The sequence below is a fragment of the Salicola sp. AFF1 genome, assembly GCF_056783195.1.
The window spans coordinates 35,781-53,500 of the sequence record NZ_JBXAYL010000012.1 but is presented as its reverse complement, the minus strand read 5'-3'; the positions used below and the strand labels follow the sequence as shown (position 1 = coordinate 53,500).

The 17,720-nt window shown below is 59.0% G+C and carries 11 protein-coding genes and 1 tRNA gene; 4 read left to right on the top strand and 8 right to left on the bottom strand.

Annotation, left to right across the window (positions count from 1 at the left end):
* Window positions 1-135 precede the first annotated feature (135 nt).
* Entirely contained in the window at window positions 136-882 is a 747-nt protein-coding gene (locus AC1RQI_RS10015; RefSeq protein ID WP_481904653.1) for a pteridine reductase, read from the top strand.
* On the opposite strand, the gene rfaH is transcribed toward AC1RQI_RS10015, so the two are convergent.
* Window positions 879-1,361 (bottom strand): transcription/translation regulatory transformer protein RfaH, encoded by a 483-nt coding sequence (gene rfaH, locus AC1RQI_RS10010; protein ID WP_416633493.1) that lies wholly within the window; start codon window positions 1,359-1,361, stop codon window positions 879-881. The two genes, AC1RQI_RS10015 and rfaH, sit on opposite strands and share 4 nt — an antisense overlap.
* Window positions 1,362-1,523: 162 nt before the next feature.
* Between rfaH and AC1RQI_RS10005 the strand changes: the two genes are divergently transcribed.
* Both AC1RQI_RS10005 and AC1RQI_RS10000 read left to right on the top strand, forming a co-directional pair.
* On the top strand, window positions 1,524-4,037 hold the full coding sequence (locus AC1RQI_RS10005; protein ID WP_481904652.1) for an acyl-CoA dehydrogenase: 2,514 nt from the start codon (window positions 1,524-1,526) through the stop codon (window positions 4,035-4,037).
* Between the two features lie 125 nt (window positions 4,038-4,162).
* A complete protein-coding gene (locus tag AC1RQI_RS10000) occupies window positions 4,163-5,788 on the top strand; it encodes an acyl-CoA synthetase (RefSeq protein WP_481904651.1) in 1,626 nt (541 codons plus the stop codon).
* A 51-nt stretch (window positions 5,789-5,839) separates the two neighbouring features.
* Here AC1RQI_RS10000 and AC1RQI_RS09995 read toward each other — a convergent pair whose 3' ends face one another.
* Entirely contained in the window at window positions 5,840-7,432 is a 1,593-nt protein-coding gene (locus tag AC1RQI_RS09995) for a hypothetical protein (protein ID WP_481904650.1), read from the bottom strand.
* A 218-nt stretch (window positions 7,433-7,650) separates the two neighbouring features.
* On the opposite strand from AC1RQI_RS09995, the gene AC1RQI_RS09990 reads away from it, so the two are divergent.
* Window positions 7,651-8,208, top strand: a complete 558-nt coding sequence (locus AC1RQI_RS09990; protein WP_481904649.1) for an SOUL family heme-binding protein — start codon at window positions 7,651-7,653, stop codon at window positions 8,206-8,208.
* Between the two features lie 459 nt (window positions 8,209-8,667).
* Here AC1RQI_RS09990 and AC1RQI_RS09985 read toward each other — a convergent pair whose 3' ends face one another.
* From AC1RQI_RS09985 to rpoD, 6 genes are all read right to left on the bottom strand, one after another.
* Window positions 8,668-9,648, bottom strand: coding sequence for an Abi family protein (locus AC1RQI_RS09985; RefSeq protein ID WP_481904648.1), 981 nt, complete (start codon window positions 9,646-9,648; stop codon window positions 8,668-8,670).
* Window positions 9,648-11,417: a restriction endonuclease subunit S gene (locus AC1RQI_RS09980; RefSeq protein WP_481904647.1), complete on the bottom strand. Its 1,770-nt coding sequence runs from the start codon at window positions 11,415-11,417 to the stop codon at window positions 9,648-9,650. Before AC1RQI_RS09980 ends, AC1RQI_RS09985 begins: the two co-directional genes overlap by 1 nt.
* A complete protein-coding gene (locus AC1RQI_RS09975) occupies window positions 11,414-12,898 on the bottom strand; it encodes a type I restriction-modification system subunit M (protein WP_481904646.1) in 1,485 nt (494 codons plus the stop codon). Before AC1RQI_RS09975 ends, AC1RQI_RS09980 begins: the two co-directional genes overlap by 4 nt.
* 83 nt (window positions 12,899-12,981) lie before the next feature.
* Window positions 12,982-15,402 (bottom strand): EcoAI/FtnUII family type I restriction enzme subunit R, encoded by a 2,421-nt coding sequence (hsdR, locus tag AC1RQI_RS09970; protein WP_481904645.1) that lies wholly within the window; start codon window positions 15,400-15,402, stop codon window positions 12,982-12,984.
* Between the two features lie 209 nt (window positions 15,403-15,611).
* Window positions 15,612-15,688, bottom strand: a tRNA-Ile gene (locus AC1RQI_RS09965).
* Window positions 15,689-15,748: 60 nt separating this feature from the next.
* Window positions 15,749-17,659 (bottom strand): RNA polymerase sigma factor RpoD, encoded by a 1,911-nt coding sequence (gene rpoD / locus AC1RQI_RS09960; RefSeq protein WP_481904644.1) that lies wholly within the window; start codon window positions 17,657-17,659, stop codon window positions 15,749-15,751.
* Window positions 17,660-17,720: the final 61 nt, after the last annotated feature.

Below are 17,720 nucleotides of genomic sequence, written 5' to 3'. Positions count from 1 at the left end.
CTCTCGTATTGGGGCGCTTCTTGATTGATGTGAATCTGCTTCATGCCGTGCAGTGATAGTGAACCGGTGGTCATTTCGATTCGAATCTTTTATGAACGAGTCAATCCAACCCACCATGTCCAATAGGGGGCGATCATGTCAGAGAACACCGGGGTAGCGTTGGTTACCGGCGCTGCACACAGGCTTGGAGCCGCAACGGCCAGGGCCCTCCATGCCCGCGATTACCGGGTGGTGGTGCATTACCGTAGCCGCCAGCATGACGCGGAGGCGCTGGTTGAGGACCTCAACGAACGGCGACCGGGGTCGGCGGTTGCACTCCAGGCGGATCTGGCAGACCCGGAAGCCATCCAGCGGCTGGCGCGCCAGGCAACGGATTACTGGTCCCGTCTCGATGTGCTGGTCAACAATGCGTCGGTTTTCTTCCCAACGCCGACGGGGGAACTGCGGCTGGAGGACTGGGATAGCCTGGTCAACACCAATGTGCGGGCGCCGGTTTTGCTGGTTGAGCACTTGGTTGAAGAGCTGACGCTACAGAGCGGCTGCATCATCAATCTGATCGACATCTATTCCGAGCGCCCCCTGCCGGATCACCCGGTCTACAGCGCCACCAAGGCGGCCCTGGCCTCGCTCACCCGCTCCTGGGCTCGAGACCTGGCGCCCGAAATACGCACTAATGGGGTTTCCCCCGGCGCGGTTCTCTGGCCGGAGGGGGACGCAGAACTGGATCAGGAGTCAAAGCAGGCGCTACTCCAGAGAATCCCCATGCATCGTGCTGGCGAGGCGACCGATATTGCCAGCGCGGTGGCATGGCTGGTATGCGATGCGCCCTACGTCAATGGCCAGATCATCAATGTTGATGGCGGGCGCAGTGTGAACGTCTAGCCGGGCGCCACCTGGTTCAGTTCCATCGAAACGCGGTGCTGCTTCTGCAGGAAGTCGATGAGCACCATGGCCCGGGCCTCGCCATCGTATTCCTGGAAGACTGCGTTCAGACCCCGGAAAGGTCCTTCCAGGATGTCCAGCTTGTCCCCTCTGCGGATACCGCCGGCTTCGGCGGCCGAGTCCAGGCCCTCCCGGATGCTTTGAATAACGTCGTCCTCAATGGGGGCCGGTCTGTTGCCGAAGCTCACCACCCGGACCACGCCCCGCGTTGAGCGCAGCTTGTGCCACACCGGGTCCGTCAGCTCCAGGTTGATGAACAGGTAGCCCCGGAACAGCGGCTCCCGCCGGATGCGGCGCTTACCGCGCTGGATGGTTTCCACATCAATTTCAGGGAAAAAGCACTCCACGCCCTGGTATTCCAGATTAGCGAGGGCGCGCTCCGCCTGCGCGGGTTTGTGCTGTACGGCGTACCATGCCATGGGCTGAAATCCTTTCCCTTATTGTTCAAGTGTATTCTAGTGCCCAAGGCTCAGCAGGTTAAATGGGATGGTGTCAAAAGCCCTTTTACAAACGCGGGGATGGGCATATGGTGGAGCGTACCCACCGCAAGAAGCGGTGGCCGGATATAAGGAGGTGACCCCATGAGTGTTCTTCTTTGGCTGTTGGCTGGCTTGGTTCTGCTCTACCTGGGGGCGAACTGGTGGCTCAGTGCCGCCGGTCTGGTCGTTGCGACCGGCCTTGGGTTCTGGCTGGATAGCTGGCACTGGTTGAGTGTGTTTGTGGGCGCGGTGCTGCTTCTCGCCACCCTGTTGATCATTATTCCCTCGCCGTTGCGGCGGAACCTTGTCAGCAGTCCTCTGCTGGGAATGGTGCGGGGCATGCTGCCCACCCTTTCGGATACGGAGCAGCAGGCGCTGAATGCCGGCAGCGTGGACTGGGACGGTCAGCTGTTCTCGGGACGACCGGACTGGAACCATCTGTTGAGTCTGCCGCATCCGAAGCTGACCGAGGAAGAGCAGGCCTTCATCGACGGCCCGGTGGACGAGCTCTGCGCCATGCTCGATGACTGGTCCATCACCAACGAGCGCTATGACCTGCCGGAAGAGGCCTGGCGCTTCATCCGTGAGAAGGGATTCTTCGGCCTGGTTATCGACAAGGAATACGGTGGCCTGGGCTTTTCCGATATGGCCCATTCCGAAGTCGTGATGAAAATCGCCTCAAGGGGGGTCTCCGCCGCCGTCACCGTGATGGTGCCCAACTCTCTGGGGCCCGGCGAGTTGATCACCTATTACGGTACGGACGATCAGAAGCAGTATTACCTGCCCCGCCTGGCGAAAGGGGAGGAAATTCCCTGCTTTGCGCTCACATCGCCGGTGGCTGGCTCGGACGCGGGCGCGATTCCGGACCGGGGTGTGATCTGTCGCGGCTATTGGAACGGCCAGGAAACCCTGGGCATGAAGGTCACCTGGAATAAGCGCTACATCACGCTCTCGCCGGTGGCCACGCTCATTGGGCTGGCGATCAAGGTGTATGATCCGGACCATCTTCTGGGCGAGGAACACGACCTGGGGGTGACCACGGTGATGGTGCCGGCGGACACCGAGGGCGTGAACCACGGTCCCCGCCATTTGCCCATGAACACGGTCTTCATGAACGGCCCTACCTGGGGGGAGGATGTGTTCATACCGCTGGAGCAGGTCATCGGTGGGCGTGAGATGGTTGGTCAGGGCTGGCGGATGCTCCTGGAGTGCCTGTCCATCGGCCGCTCCATTTCATTGCCGGCGCTGGGCACCAGCGGTGGCAAGATGGCCTGCCTGACCACCGGGTCCTACGCCGCCGTGCGTGAGCAGTTCGGCCGTTCCATCAGTGATTTCGAGGGGGTCCAGGAAGCGCTGGAACCCATGGCCGGCTACACCTGGATGATGGACAGTGCACGGATCTTTACCGCCGGCATGCTGGATAGGGGTGTTAAGCCCTCGGTGCCCTCGGCGCTGCTCAAGTACCGCAATACGGACCTGATGCGCAAGGTGGTGACCAACGCCATGGACGTGGTGGCCGGGCGGGGGGTCATCCGCGGTCCGCGCAATTTCCTGGCACGCATCTACCAGGCCATTCCCATCGCCATCACGGTTGAGGGCGCGAACATCCTGACCCGCAGCCTCATGGTCTTTGGCCAGGGCGCCATCCGCTGTCATCCCTATATGATCCAGGAGATTGAGGCGGCGGGTATGGAGGATACGGGCAAGGCTGTGCGCCAGTTCGATGGCATCTTCTTTGCCCATATCGCCCATACAACGCGCAACGTATTGCGGTCGCTGGTGCTCGGGCTGACCGGTGGCCTTCTGGAGCCGGCACCGGGCAAGGGGGGATTGCGGCGTTATTACCAGCAGCTTTCCCGTTTTGCTTCCGCTTTCTCAGTGCTTACGGACGTGGGCCTGCTCACCCTTGGCGGCAGTCTCAAGGGGCGCCAACGGTTCACGGGGCGCATGACGGATGCCCTTGTGGGGCTCTACTACGCCTCCGCCTCCATTAAGCAATGGCATGAGGAAGGCTATGACGAGGCCACCCGGGATCTGGTTGAGTGGAGCCTGCAGCAGTCGCTTTATGATATCCAGACGGCTCTGTACGCCGCGGTGACCAATTTTCCGGTCAAACCGTTGCGCTGGCCGCTGAAAGCGCTTGTTTTCCCGCTGGGCGTTCGCCTGCGTCGGCCGGACGACGAATTGGGGCAGCGCGTGGCGTTGAGCATCGTCAAGGAAGGCGGCGCCAAGGAGCGCGTTCCGCGTGGGGTCTACCATACCGAGGACCCGGCGGATGCGGTCGGCCGGATCCTGCATGCATTGCGTTTGGCGCGTGAGACGGAGCCTGCGCGCACGCGCATCAACGATGCCATCCGCAAGTCGGACCCGGACGAGCTTCAGGACATCGAGATGCTGCTGGGCCACCAGCGCGAGGAATTGCTGGACTGGGCCCAGGAGCGTGAGCTTCTGGACGATACGCAGCGCGCCCGGGTGTCCGAGGCCATGGCGGCGATGTACGACACCATCCGTGTGGATGCCTTTTCCAAGGAAAGCATTGAGGCCCTGGCGCGGGACTCCATGGGGCGTCTGGAGCTGGTGGAGCGACCCAGGGCGGAGGATGAACCCACCAACTAGAAAGCGGGGGCTGCGCGTGGGGGACCCGTCTGCGACCATCGTCTAATTCCCCTGGGTTCCCCGGGGCGGTTAGGTTGCCAGTGGTAATCGAATCGTTGACCCGGAGAACCCCGAGGAATGCAGCCATGACCTCCATCTTCGACCAGGACCTTCCCAAGACAACGGCCAACCACAGTCCGTTGTCGCCCGTTGATTTCATTGCCCGCACCGCGGACGTCTATCCAGACCACACAGCGGTCATCCACGGCAGCGTCCGCCGGAGCTGGCGTGAGACCTACCAGCGTTGCCGGCGCCTCGCGTCCGCCCTGCAGGGGCGGGGCATAGGCCGTGGTGACACCGTGGCCGCCATGATGCCGAACATTCCCGAGATGCTGGAGAGCCACTTCGCGATACCGATGATCGGTGGCGTACTGAACGCGCTCAACGTCCGGCTGGATGCTGAGGCCATTGCCTACATGCTTGACCATGGCGAGGCCAAGGTGCTTCTGGTGGACCGCGAGTTCACGCCGGTCATCCAGGAAGCCGTGGCCAGGCTTGATACGCCACCGCTTTTGGTGGATGTGAATGACAGGGCGTTTGTCCAGGGGGAGCCCGTGAGTGACCTGGATTACGAAACCCTGCTCAATGAGGGCGATCCAGCGTTCGAATGGGCGCTCCCCGACGATGAGTGGGACGCCATATCCCTGAACTATACCTCCGGCACCACGGGTAATCCCAAAGGGGTGGTTTACCATCACCGGGGCGCGTACGAAAACGCCATGGGCAACCAGATCGTCTGGTCCATGGGGGAGCGCCCGGTCTACCTGTGGACGCTGCCCATGTTCCACTGCAATGGCTGGTGCTTCCCGTGGACGGTTACGGCGCTGGGCGGTACCCATGTGTGCCTGCGCCGGGTAGAGGCGGAAACCATCCTTAACCTGATCCGTGACCATCAGGTGACGCACCTGTGCGGGGCGCCTATTATTCTGAACACCCTGTTGAGCGCGTCGGAAGAGGCCCGCCAGAGCATCGATCATCCGGTTCAGGCCATGACCGCCGGGGCTGCGCCGCCGGCCAGTGTGATCGGCGATATCGAGGCCATGGGCATCGAGATCACCCACGTCTATGGCCTGACGGAGGTTTACGGACCCGTCACCGTTTGCGCCTGGAAACCGGAATGGGACAACCTGGCGCTGGAGGAACGGACCGCCCTCAAGGCGCGCCAGGGCGTGCGTTACCAGACGCTTCAGGGGCTGATGGTGGCGGATCCGGACACAATGGAGCCTGTCCCCAGGGATGGTGAGACCGTGGGTGAGATCTGCATGCGCGGCAATACCGTGATGAAAGGTTACCTCAAGAACCCCAAGGCCACCGAGGAAGCCTTCCGGGGCGGCTGGTACCACACCGGGGATCTGGCCGTCTGGCACGAGGATGGCTATATGGAAATCAAGGATCGCATCAAGGACATCATCATTTCCGGGGGCGAGAACATCTCGACCATTGAGGTGGAAGGTGTCCTCTACAAGCATCCGGATGTTCTGGAAGCGGCGGTTGTTGCCCGTCCAGACGAAAAATGGGGCGAGACGCCCTGTGCCTTCGTGACCCTCACGCCCGAAGCCGGCGAGGTCAGCGAGGAGGCCATCATCGAGTTCTGCCGCGAGCACCTGGCCCGTTTCAAGGCCCCCAAGACGGTCTATTTCCAGGATCTGCCCAAAACCTCAACCGGAAAGGTGCAGAAGTTCATGCTGAGGGATCAGGCGAAACAGGCATGAGATCCTGGCCCCGGGGGCACCGCTCCCGGCTGCCATGGCCGGCGGCCAGCCTCAGTTGGGTGGGAAAGCCGTCCATCCATCCGTCCATGATTCCTTAGAGCCGGGCCTGAATGCGCCCTGGAAGACGGCGGATTCTTCGAAGAACTCACTTTGAGGTGGCTTTTTCGCGGTCATCTGGCGCCTCGGGAGGATGGGCTTGAAGCCGGGCCCTTCGATGTTACGGGCCATGGACTGCAGAACGGTCTCCATCCGGAAGGTGTTGTCATGCGATGCCTTGCGGATCCAGGCCTGCTCGTCAAACCCGAAATCATCATCCCGATCGCCGGTTTCGCGGTACTCATCGTTCGAGTCGCCCGTGTCGGCGATGAGGTTGTGGGTGAATGTCAGCTCGTCCTTGCGCACCCGTGTGGCGACCTCATCCCGGGTGTCCAGAGTGCCAAGTTCATAGCCATCAATAATCATGTTGTGAAAGTGGCCGTTGGTGCCTTCGCGAAGCACCATGCCGCGATTCTGCTTATTGCCGCGGCTGGCGCCGGCAAGGGTGACGTTGTAGAAGGTCGGTTCGGACCGGGGGAGGGCCTGGTGGTTGTTGCCATTGTTATCCCCTTCAAAGGCATTATCACCGGCATCCGGATGCTGCTGGATGACCGCGAACTGCACACGACCGCGCCAGCCCCAGTCCCAATCAATGCCGTCATCCCCGGCGCCGGTGATCAGCACCTTTTTCAGGTCCACTGTGCCGCCAAACATCTCGATGCCGTCATCCAGAGGCCGGTGCACCTGTACATTACGGATGATGGTGGTGTTGCCGCAGCCCCCGAGGGTCAGGCCATTCAATTCATTGCCCTTGTACACCTCGTGCCCGGCAAACTCGATACGGGTGTGTGTGATAACGCCGCAATTGCTGCGACCATCATCGCCACCGAATTGCCGGATGCCGGTGCCTTCCTCCAGTCCTTCAATGAGCGCACCAGGCTGGTTAACAGGGGCGTTGCCCAGAAGCACCACGCCGCCCCAGTCGCCGCGCTGGCGTTTGCCGGTGGGATTATGGCTGGTGAATACCACGGGCTCCTTTGCTGTGCCGCGGGCGGCCAGCTTGGCGTTACGACCCACGATCAGGGCCGACCGTGCGGTCCCCTCGATGCGGGCACCGGCCTCAATAGTCAGGGCGGTATCACGGACCTTGATGATATCCTTGAGTATGTAGGTGTTCCCGGATTCCCAGATGGTTTCGGCGGTGATGTCGTCGCTGATTCTGACGGTGTCGTCTCCCAGCATGGTGAATCCCACTGCCACGGTCAGCACCAGCCCCAGAACGGGCACCAGCCACAGGGCCGAGTGCCAACTGCCACCTTGAGGCTCTTCGTCGGCTTGGGGTTCATCAGGGTCTTCCCCCTGCCGGTGAGGTGGTTGAGCGGACGCCATCAACGGCTCGCCCGCATCCATGGCTTGAATCTCGAGCGCCAGTTTACTCATGGACTCGGTCCCATTCCGGACCACCTTGTCCAGCACCTCTTGGCGGTACGCCGGATCGCGAAGCAGATTGTTGAGGTGAGCGAAGCTCAACCCCTGGCACTGGCCATGCTCAATACCGCGCTTGAGGCGCCAGAGCCGCTCAACGATCTGGGAGGATTGCTCGGACATAAAACCGCTCCTGCCTGAATGTCGCAGGCAGTATCCACGGTCCTGATTAAGAAATGATGACATCAGGGTAAAACCAACAGGCCAGCATCCGTGGTGATCAGGATGCGGCATGCTGGCGTACCGTCTGTGAGCAACCAACCAGCAGGGCAGTGGTTATGAAAATAGTGGTGAGGTTGTTCGTTTCCGTTTGCGTGTTGGTGATGAGCCAGGGGTGCAGTATGGTCACTGAACAGCCTTCCTATGAAACCGTTGAACAGGATCCTCCGTTTGAGCTGCGGGATTACGACAGTGTGATCGTTGCCGAGACCCGCGTTGATGCAACGCTCGAGGAGGCAGGGGGCGAGGCCTTTGACCGGCTTTTCGGGTATATCTCCGGCGAGAACCGGGTGGATCAGGATATTGCGATGACGGCACCGGTTACACAGACTGCCGCCTCAGAGGAAATCGCGATGACGGCGCCCGTGGGTCAGCGGGAAGCTGATGGCGGATGGGTTGTTTCTTTCGTGATGCCGGCCTCGTACACGCTTGAAACACTTCCCAAGCCCACGAATCCGGACGTGGCGTTACGGGCTGTGCCCGAGCGCCGTGTCGCGGTTATCGAGTATTCGGGCACCTGGAGCAGGGACCGCTATGAGGAGCACTTGGCCAAGCTGACTGACTGGATGGAGAAGGAATCGCTTGAGGGCAACGGGCGGCCCATCTGGGCGCGCTATAACCCCCCGTTTACCCCCTGGTTCCTGCGTCATAATGAAATCATGATCCCTGTCGAGCGTTGATCATGTGAAAGAGAAGGTCTTTACGCCGCCTGGATCCGATAGCTGACGAGCAAGTAGGCACAATGAAAGGCCTCCTATCTTGCCGCGTTTAAGCTCCACGATGATGATGGAGCCGTTGGCATCCATTGACAGCAGGTCGATGTACTTGTCGAAGTCGGTCCTCACCTACAGGCCAATGAGGAGCCAGTCGGCGCTGAGGATCGAGATATCCTTCATCGCCATGTCTTCCAGCAGAGACTCCTCGGCCAGACCGGATGGCTTCAGTTTGCGGGGCTGGGCGCCAACATTTCCAAATGCCCTGTTCGATTGCCATAGCCGTGGAGCTCTGGAGCTCTAGTGTGTAAGGAAATTGAATAAGACAGCGCTTGACTGCCCCGAAGAGCGGGGATATCCTTCTCGATAACACGACCCCGGCCTCTTGGTTGTCCGCAACCTACGCTGGGGTTTTTTATTGCCTGCTTACCACCATGCCTGCCAATCCTCGGTAACCCCCATCCCAGATAGCGTAAGCTGTTTGGAGGAGTGCTGCTCCGGGAAATTGTCCAGATGGTTCGCCACACGCTGATGCCAATGCGTGTTCGGGCACACGGCCTTGACCAGCATTCGGGTGATAGCCAGTAGAAGAAATGGCTTGAAACGTGTTTCCTCATCCTTGATGAAGGCGTTACACCACTGAAGCACACCGAGTTGAGGCAGCTTCGGTTTGGACGTGATGTTTCGGTTCCACAGACGACTGTGGTGCGCAACCAGATTTCTCAGGTAACTGAGACTGAATATCCAGCTATTGAACACCTTCCAGTCCGGCACGCCGTAACGGTCAGCTATAGCCTGTTGGTCTCGCGGATGCATCATATTCAGCAGTTGGGAAATGGCGCCGAAATCCATCACTTCCACGGCGACCCAGATAGGCAGTTCATCCCCGTGCGTGCGGTGGTAGTGTCGCACGAAGTCCTCTTTGGAGCGGGCCACGAGGCCCCTGTACTTGCTCAGCCAGGCTTCGAACCGGGGAATGGAGTTGGATCGACTGAATGGCTGCGCCGCAAACCGCGGATGGAAATGGGCTTTTGTGTTCTCGAGATGGGCAAACGGACTGCGTCGCCCCAGCAAGTAGGCAAGGTCTACACGCAGGGAAACCTCGATACGCTCCAGAGCATCCGCCACATACAGCCGTAGTTGCTTGTCGAACAGGTACAGGCGCACCGCGTCAACGAATTGCGTTCCGGGTTGAAATTCGTCCAGCGCCTGGGTCGTCAGCGTATTGGTTGTGGGGTCTTGGGTCACCTCAAATTGCCGGAACGGGTACCAGTAAGCATTGAGGCGGTAGTATCCCACGCGCTCCAGGTAATCCAACGCGGCAGGTTCGTCGGTGACCACCATGCCTCGGGACTTGAGCAGTTCCAGTTGCTCCGTAAACGACTTCCATGGTCTGTCATACGGCATCAGTTTAGGGCTCCTTGTACGACCGACTCAGCCAATTGACAGCATGTTTTTCCAGCTTGATTTAGGCGTTTCTGAAGTTCGTGGCAGAGGGTCATTAGTTCATCGACTTTTTCGATGATTCTATCCTGTTCTGGGACTGGAGGAAGAGCAATATTCATAGAAAGCCAAGCAGAGTAATAGATGGTTTGGTGAACGGCTCCTTTGCTGAACCTGCTCATCTCTGGCCTTTCTGCCATTAAAACCAATTTCAACCATTCCGATGATATTGCTTCCGTGGGAACCCAATTAACAAAATCTTGGCTAGTAGCCATTGGTCTTCCCATGATAACGACGTATCCGACCGATGCTGTCCGACTAAAGCAGACAGTGCCTTTTGGTAATAACCTAGCTGCTGAGTTTTTTAGTCCATCTTCATTTGTTGACTGGGCTGTGGCATTAATCACCCCTCCGTTATGCTCTCTGGCATCTGTAATTCCAATCCAAGGTATGTCTCCACCCCACCAATCGGATCGGCTCCTGCTGGGAGTATGACCACTTTCTAAGCTCGCAACCCGGATCAAGGGGACCCATTCCCACCCGTGCGGTGTTGGTAGGTTGGGATCATTTATTGATAAGCCGCAGCTGCCTGGTACCACCTCAGCGCTTCTTCTTTTATAGCGCGAAGGCTTTGGAGGGGCTGCAATTCTTTTTAACGTAAGTGATATCGGCTCATCGCTCTCGTCTTGAGGCGTCAGTAGCCCCATTACCGCGAGTTTCCGGATGGTTTGTCTAAGTTTAGCGATGCTCTTTTCAGTGGTGAAGAAGGTATCGAAGTGGGCGGCAAGGCGGGCCCAGTTGTCGGCCAGCTCGGTGGCGTTTTCGGATTTAGTGAGGGTGTTGAGCAGGGTGTCCACGAGGGTTTCGTGGGCCTCGATCTGGTCGCTGGTCTGCTGCTCCAGCCGGTCGCAGAGGGCCATGAGTTCATCGACTTTCTGGACGATGCGGTGCTGTTCTCGGAGTGGGGCAAGTGGGACTGGTAGTGACTTAACTGCGCTGGAATTCAGTTCTACTTGCTTTGTAGAACCAGAGACCAATGAGTTTTCATGCTCTGGATCTATTCGTTCTTGGACAGTTGGTGACGAGATATAGTTAAGTACATGGGTAGGATTGATTAATAGAGACCTGATCACTGTGACGTGGGAGTCTGCTACCACTGGGAAAGGTAGCTCTTTCGCTATAGCAGCTCGCCCAACAGTCCCTGTTCCAGTAGAGTTCCAAAGGATGTCGTATTTCCTGATGTATCGCTCATTTTGGTAAGCGTTTAGACTGTTGTCGTTGATGAATCGCGCAGGGCTCAGGTCAAAACCTGACCACTGCACGCATTTTTGAGAAACAACGCGTACTTCCCCAGAATCTGCGTATTTCGGGCCCTTTCCCCTCTGAATATACTCACTTACCTCTTCCATTCGCGCCCAGCACCACCCATTGGGTAATGCAAAAGGTATTTCGGTGTTCGCGATTGGAGGTGGATCTTTTGGAGTTTTGATTCTTTTTTCTTTTGCCAGCAGCGCCTTTTCTTCAGCGATACTCGCAAGTAGCCCGCTGGCGGGCTCATCATCGGGGTTTTGCTCAACGAGTTTTCCCCTAATTGCCAACTCGAGAATTAACTCTCTAAGTTTCTGAATCCCCGTCAGCTCAACCTTGCCGTTCTTGCCTCGGCCGTTCGCTGCGTGCGTAGTGGCGCTGGTCCAGAGGCCAAGATGTTCGGTAATCAGCTCCTGAGCGCTCATGCCTTATCCTCCGGAGAGCGGGAATTCAGGGCGTCATCCAGAATGGTCCGGATCTGGTCGCGGATTTCCTGGATTTCCGTCTGTTGCTGCTCGTATTTGGCCAGCAGTTCATCGGGATCGTGGACTTCCTCTTCTTCCTGCCAGGGGTTCTTGATGTCCAGGTTGTAGTCGCGTTCACGGATTTCCTCGATGGAGACCTTCCAGGCCTGCTCCGTCTCCACCCGGCTGGCGAATCCATCGCTCTCGCTGCCCCACCATTCGATTTCCGGTCCGAACTCCTCAAAACGCATGGGTTTGGTTTTGCTGTAGTTTTTGTAGCCTTCTGGATAGGGATGCTCGTAGAACCAGACGGTCTCAGTGGGTTGCCCCTTCGTGAAGAACAGCAGGTTGGTCTTGATGCCGGTGTAAGGGTTAAACACACCGTTGGGCAGGCGCACGATGGTGTGGAGGTTGCACTCGTTGAGCAGCTTCTCTTTGAGTCGGGTTTTCATTCCTTCGCCGAAAAGGAAGCCGTCCGGCAGCACCACGGCAGCCCGGCCACCTTTCTTAAGCAGGTGGATGAACAGGGTCATGAACAGGTCGGCCGTCTCGCGCGTCCTGAAGGCCTGGGGGAAGTTGACTTCAATGCCGTCTTCCTCGGTGCCCCCAAAGGGTGGATTCGCGACGATGACATCCACGCGGTCCCTGGGCCCCCAGTCGGTGAGGGGGCGCGCCAGGGTGTTGTCGTGACGGATGTTGTCGGGCACCTCGATGCCGTGCAGCACCATGTTGGTTGTTGCCAGGAGGTGGGGCAGGGGTTTTTTCTCCACGCCATGTACAGAGCGCTGCAGGACGCGCTCGTCATCCGGTGTTTTCACATAGTGCTGGCGTTTGTGCTCGATGGTGGAGGTGAGGAAGCCACCGGTGCCGCAGGCAGGGTCCATCACCGTCTCATTGAGCTGGGGATCAACGCGGTTCACCATGAACTCCGTGACCGCCCTCGGCGTGTAGAACTCGCCTGCATTGCCCGCGCTCTGCAGGTCCTTGAGGATCTGTTCGTAAATGTCGCCAAGCTCGTGGCGCTGGTCGGATCGGTTGAAGTCGATGCCTTCCTGGAGCTTGTTAATGACCTGTCGGATGAGGTGCCCGGACTTCATGTAGTTGTAGGCGTCCTCGAAGACGTTGCGGATCATGACGCCGCGCAGGTCATCGCCTTCGGACTGGAGGTTCTGAAGGGTCGGAAACAGCTCGCTGTCGATGAACTGCTTGAGCTCCTCGCCGGTCATGCCTTCCGGATCGGCCGCCCAGTTGCGCCAGCGCATGCGCTCCGGCAGGGGCGAGCGGTAGTCGTCATACAGGAATTCCCACTCGGCCTCCCGGTCGTCGTAGATCTTCAGGAACAGCATCCACACAAGCTGGCCGATGCGCTGGGCATCGCCGTCCACGCCAACGTCCTGGCGCATGGTGTCCTGAATACTCTTGATGGTCGTGCTGATGGCCATGATGGGTGTGGTGTCCGTTGTCGTTGGTCACGTGCATTCATCCAGCATGCGTGAGCATACTGGTGTATTGGCGTATCAGAGGGTTATGACGGCTGCTGGTAGAGAGCGTCCTCGAGTTCGCGTACAGCCTCTTTGTAGCCCTGCTTGCCGCCGAAGGCGTTCGCTAGTTCCATGGCTGAGCCCAGTTCGGTGAACGGCGCCAGGGTGAGCACCTTGGGGTCTTCAATGGGCTCGATGCCGACGTCCTTGTATTTCTCCAGCAGGCGCTCCAGAACCTCCTGAGCCTGGCCGCCGTAGCGCGTGAAGACGTTGCGCTTGCGCACCTGCTCAGCCCGCTCACGGCGCGTGAGGGCGGGCTGGTCATAGACGATATGGCAGATGACGTCGAAGGGGTCCGGATCGTCCCCGAGCTTCTTGCCCACATCCTTCATGAGGTCGTCCCAGAACACACCCACTTCCGCGAGCTCTTCGATAACACTCTGCTTGCGGTCAGCGTCATTCCAGCGTCGAACGAATTCGTCCATGGAGACGAACTGCTCTTTCACCTTCTTGCGTGTGTAATCGCGCAGGCTTTCGGTGATGAGTTTACCGTCGGGGCCCAGGTACTGCACACGTTCAGCGGCAACGGTCACTTCGACATCGTCCACAATGTAGCGAGTCCGCTCAGGAGGCGGTTCAGGCTCGCCGCCTCCCGGCCCGTCAGGGCGCCAAGGCTGTTCTGGGTCGGGGCCGTATTCGCCTGGGTCCTCACCCTGCTCCGGTGTGGGCGTAGTTTCCGGGTCGTGTGGGTCGTACTCAGTTCCGGGTACGGGGCTCTCACCTGGCCCGGCAGGTTCATACACCTGAACTGGGTCACCGTCGAAGTCCGGATCAGCGAACAATTCCGTTGCTTTCTTGAAGTCGAGGATGGTGAACCAGTGCTTGTTGTAGTCCTCGTCGATGCGCGTGCCACGGCCGATGATCTGCTTGAATTCGGTCATGGACTGGATGCGTTGATCCAGCACGATGAGCTTGCAGGTTTTGGCGTCCACGCCGGTGGTCATGAGTTTGCTGGTGGTGGCGATGACCGGGTAGGGCTCTTCCGGGTTCGTGAAGTTGTCCAGCTCGGCCTTGCCCTCCATGTTATCGCCAGTGATGCGCATGACGTAGCGATGGTTTTCGGCCGCACGTTTGGGGTTGGCATTGACCAGAGCCTGGCGCATGCGTTCGGCGTGGTCGATGTCCTCGCAGAAAACGATGGTCTTCTGGTACGGATCGGTCTGTTCCAGGAATTCAGTGACCTTCTTCGCCACGAGCTCTGTACGCTTTTCCAGGATGAGGTCTTTGTCGAAGTCCTTCTGGTTGTAGATGCGATCCTCGATGAGGTTGCCGTGCTTGTCGGTCTGGCCCTTGTCCGGCCGCCATCCCTGAAGGTCACGGTCGAGGTCGATGCGCACTACCTTGTAAGGCGCCAGGAAGCCGTCCTCGATGCCCTGTTTCAGGGAGTAGGTGTAGAGCGGGTCCCCGAAGTAATTGATGTTGGAGACATCCTTCGTTTCTTTGGGCGTCGCCGTGAGCCCAATGTGCGTGGCGGACGAGAAATACTCGAGGATGGCCCGCCATGAGGAATCCTCAGAGGCGCTACTGCGGTGGCACTCGTCAATGACGACAAGGTCGAAGAAATCCGGGGAGAACTCCTTGTAGATGTTCTTGTCTTCTTCAGCGCCGGTCACCGCCTGGTAGAGCGACAGGTAGATCTCAAAGGACTTGTCGATGGTGCGGTTGCCGACCTTGGTCATAGCCTGCCCAAAGGGCTTGAACGCGCCGTTCTTCGCTTGATCCACCAGCACGTTGCGATCCGCCAGGAACAGGATTCGTTTCTTCTGCCCGGCTTTCCAGAGTCGCCAGATGATTTGGAAGGCGGTGTAGGTCTTGCCGGTGCCGGTCGCCATGACCAGCAGGATTCGGTTCTGGCCGCGCGCGATGGCCTCCACCGTGCGATTGATGGCAACCATCTGGTAGTAGCGGGGTGTCATGCCCCACCCATCGTCGTAGTAGGGCTGTTCAGCGATGGTTTTGGCTGTGGACTCCAGGCCCTTCCACTGACAGTAACGCTGCCAGAGCCATTCCGGTGAGGGGAATTCATCCAGCTCTATGGTGGACTCGGTTTTGTCGCCCAAGCCGGTATTGTCGCGGAACAGAAATCCGTCACCGTTGCTGCTGAATGCGAACGGGACATCGAGCGCTTCAGCATAGGCCAGTGCCTGCTGCATGCCATCTCCGAGGCTGTGCTTGTTGTCCTTAGCCTCAATGACTGCGATGGGTTGGTTCTTCTGGTAGTTGAGCACGTAGTCTGCTCGGCGGGGTCTAGCCCTCGAGTGCATGCGACCGCGCACAATCACTCGGCCGTCTGTCAGTGGAAACTCCTCGCGCACCTGGCTCTTGATGTTCCAGCCGGCCTGCTCGATGGCGGGCGTGATGAACTTGGTGCAGATGTCGCGTTCGCTGAGCGTTTTCTTGTCCATTGAGGCCGCACCGGTGTTTACCGTTTCCTTTAAAACTCGATTGGGAACATAAACCTCAATCGATACATGTTGAGCAGGGTAGTCCATACGGAAAATGGACGGAAGTTGTCGAGAGTCTTAACGAGGCATACATTAGACTGGACAGACCTGGCCCAGCCCTATCTACTAAATGGGTTTTGGAACTTCTTGGAGTTTGAGGTAAGGGCGAGTGGTGGGCCTGGCTGGACTCGAACCAGCGACCAAAGAATTATGAGTTCTCTGCTCTGACCAACTGAGCTACAGGCCCGGTAAGGAGGGAGGCGGGCGCCATTCTAGCCGGGGAAGCCGGCGCCCGCCAGTCCCGCGATCAGCCTTCGTCGATGAAGCTGCGCAGGTGATCGGAACGGGAGGGGTGGCGCAGCTTGCGCAGTGCCTTGGCCTCGATCTGGCGGATGCGCTCGCGGGTAACATCGAACTGCTTGCCGACTTCCTCAAGGGTATGGTCGGTGTTCATTTCAATGCCGAAGCGCATGCGCAGGACCTTGGCTTCGCGCGCGGTCAGGCCGGAGAGCACGCCCTTGGTGGCTTCCGTGAGGCCTTCGGCCGTTGCGGATTCCACAGGGGACAGCGCCAGGATGTCCTCGATGAAGTCACCCAGGTGCGAGTCCTCGTCGTCGCCGATGGGCGTCTCCATGGAGATCGGCTCCTTGGCGATCTTCAGGACCTTGCGGATCTTGTCCTCCGGCATGTCCATGCGCTCACCCAGCTCTTCCGGGGTGGGCTCGCGGCCCATTTCCTGCAGCATCTGGCGGGAAACCCGGTTGAGCTTGTTGATGGTCTCGATCATGTGAACCGGGATCCGGATGGTCCGGGCCTGGTCCGCGATGGAGCGGGTGATGGCCTGGCGGATCCACCAGGTGGCGTAGGTCGAGAACTTGTAGCCGCGGCGGTATTCGAACTTGTCCACGGCCTTCATCAGGCCGATGTTGCCTTCCTGGATCAGGTCCAGGAACTGCAGGCCACGGTTGGTGTATTTCTTCGCGATCGAGATCACCAGGCGCAGGTTGGCCTCGACCATCTCTTTCTTGGCGCGGCGGGCCTTGGCCTCGCCAATGGAGACGCGGCGGTTGATTTCCTTGATGTCGGTAACATCCAGACCCACGCCTTCTTCAACATTGGCGATTTTTTTCTGCAGCCGGATGATGTCGTTGGCCCGTTCACCAATGGCGTTGGCGTACTTGCGATCGGTGTTCGCCAGTTCCTCGGCCCAGTTGAGGTTGGTTTCGTTGCCGGGGAACTGCTTGATGAATTCCTTGCGGGGCATGCCGCACTCTTTCACGCAGATGGCCATGACACTGCGTTCGTGCTGGCGCACGGTGTCATTGGTGGAACGCACCACATTGACCATCTCGTCAAAATGCCGGTTGTTGAGCTTGAACGGGGCAAACACCCGACCGAGCTCGTCCAGCGCTTCCTGTGCCTTGTCGCTGGAACGACCGTACTCGTTGACCATTTCCATGGCCGTGTTGAGTCGGTCCCGCAGCATCTCAAAGCGCTGGCGGGTCTCTTCGGGATCCGGGCCGCCGTCGCTTTCGGTGGCCTCCTCGGCGTCTTCCTCGTCCGCGTCTTCAGCTTCCTCTTCGGCTGCCTCCGCGGCTTCGGGAGCGGCTTCTTCATTGGCCGCATTGGCGGCGGGGAACTCCATTTCCTCGCCTTCCGGGTCGAGGAAGCCGGTGACCAGGTCACTGACGCGGCCTTCGTTTTCAACAATGTTGTCGTAATTGTTGAGAACGGCCGCGACGGTCCCCGGGAAGTGCGCCACGGACGCCATTACGTCCCGGATGCCTTCCTCGATGCGCTTGGCGATGACGATCTCGCCTTCACGGGTGAGCAGTTCAACAGAACCCATCTCGCGCATGTACATGCGAACCGGGTCGGTGGTGCGCCCGGCGTCGCTCTCCACAGCGGCCAGTGCCGCTGCGGCTTCAGCGGCGGCGGCGTCGTCCGCGGAGGAGTCACCATCGGTGATCAGAAGGTCGTCGGCATCCGGGGCTTCTTCGGTAACCTGGATGCCCATGTCCTTGATCATCTGGATGATGTCTTCCACCTGATCCGGATCGGCGATATCCTCCGGTAGGTGGTCATTGACTTCGGCGTAGGTCAGGTATCCCTGCTCCTTGCCTCGAGCAATGAGATCCTTGAGTCGCGATTTCTGGGAATTGGCTGACATAGTCACCCTTTGGGCTCGGTGTTGTCTGGGGCAAGATGAATCGAGCATTATAGCCACGATCCATCCGTTATTCCAGTCGGTGGATTCCGCTACCGGTGATTGCGTCTTA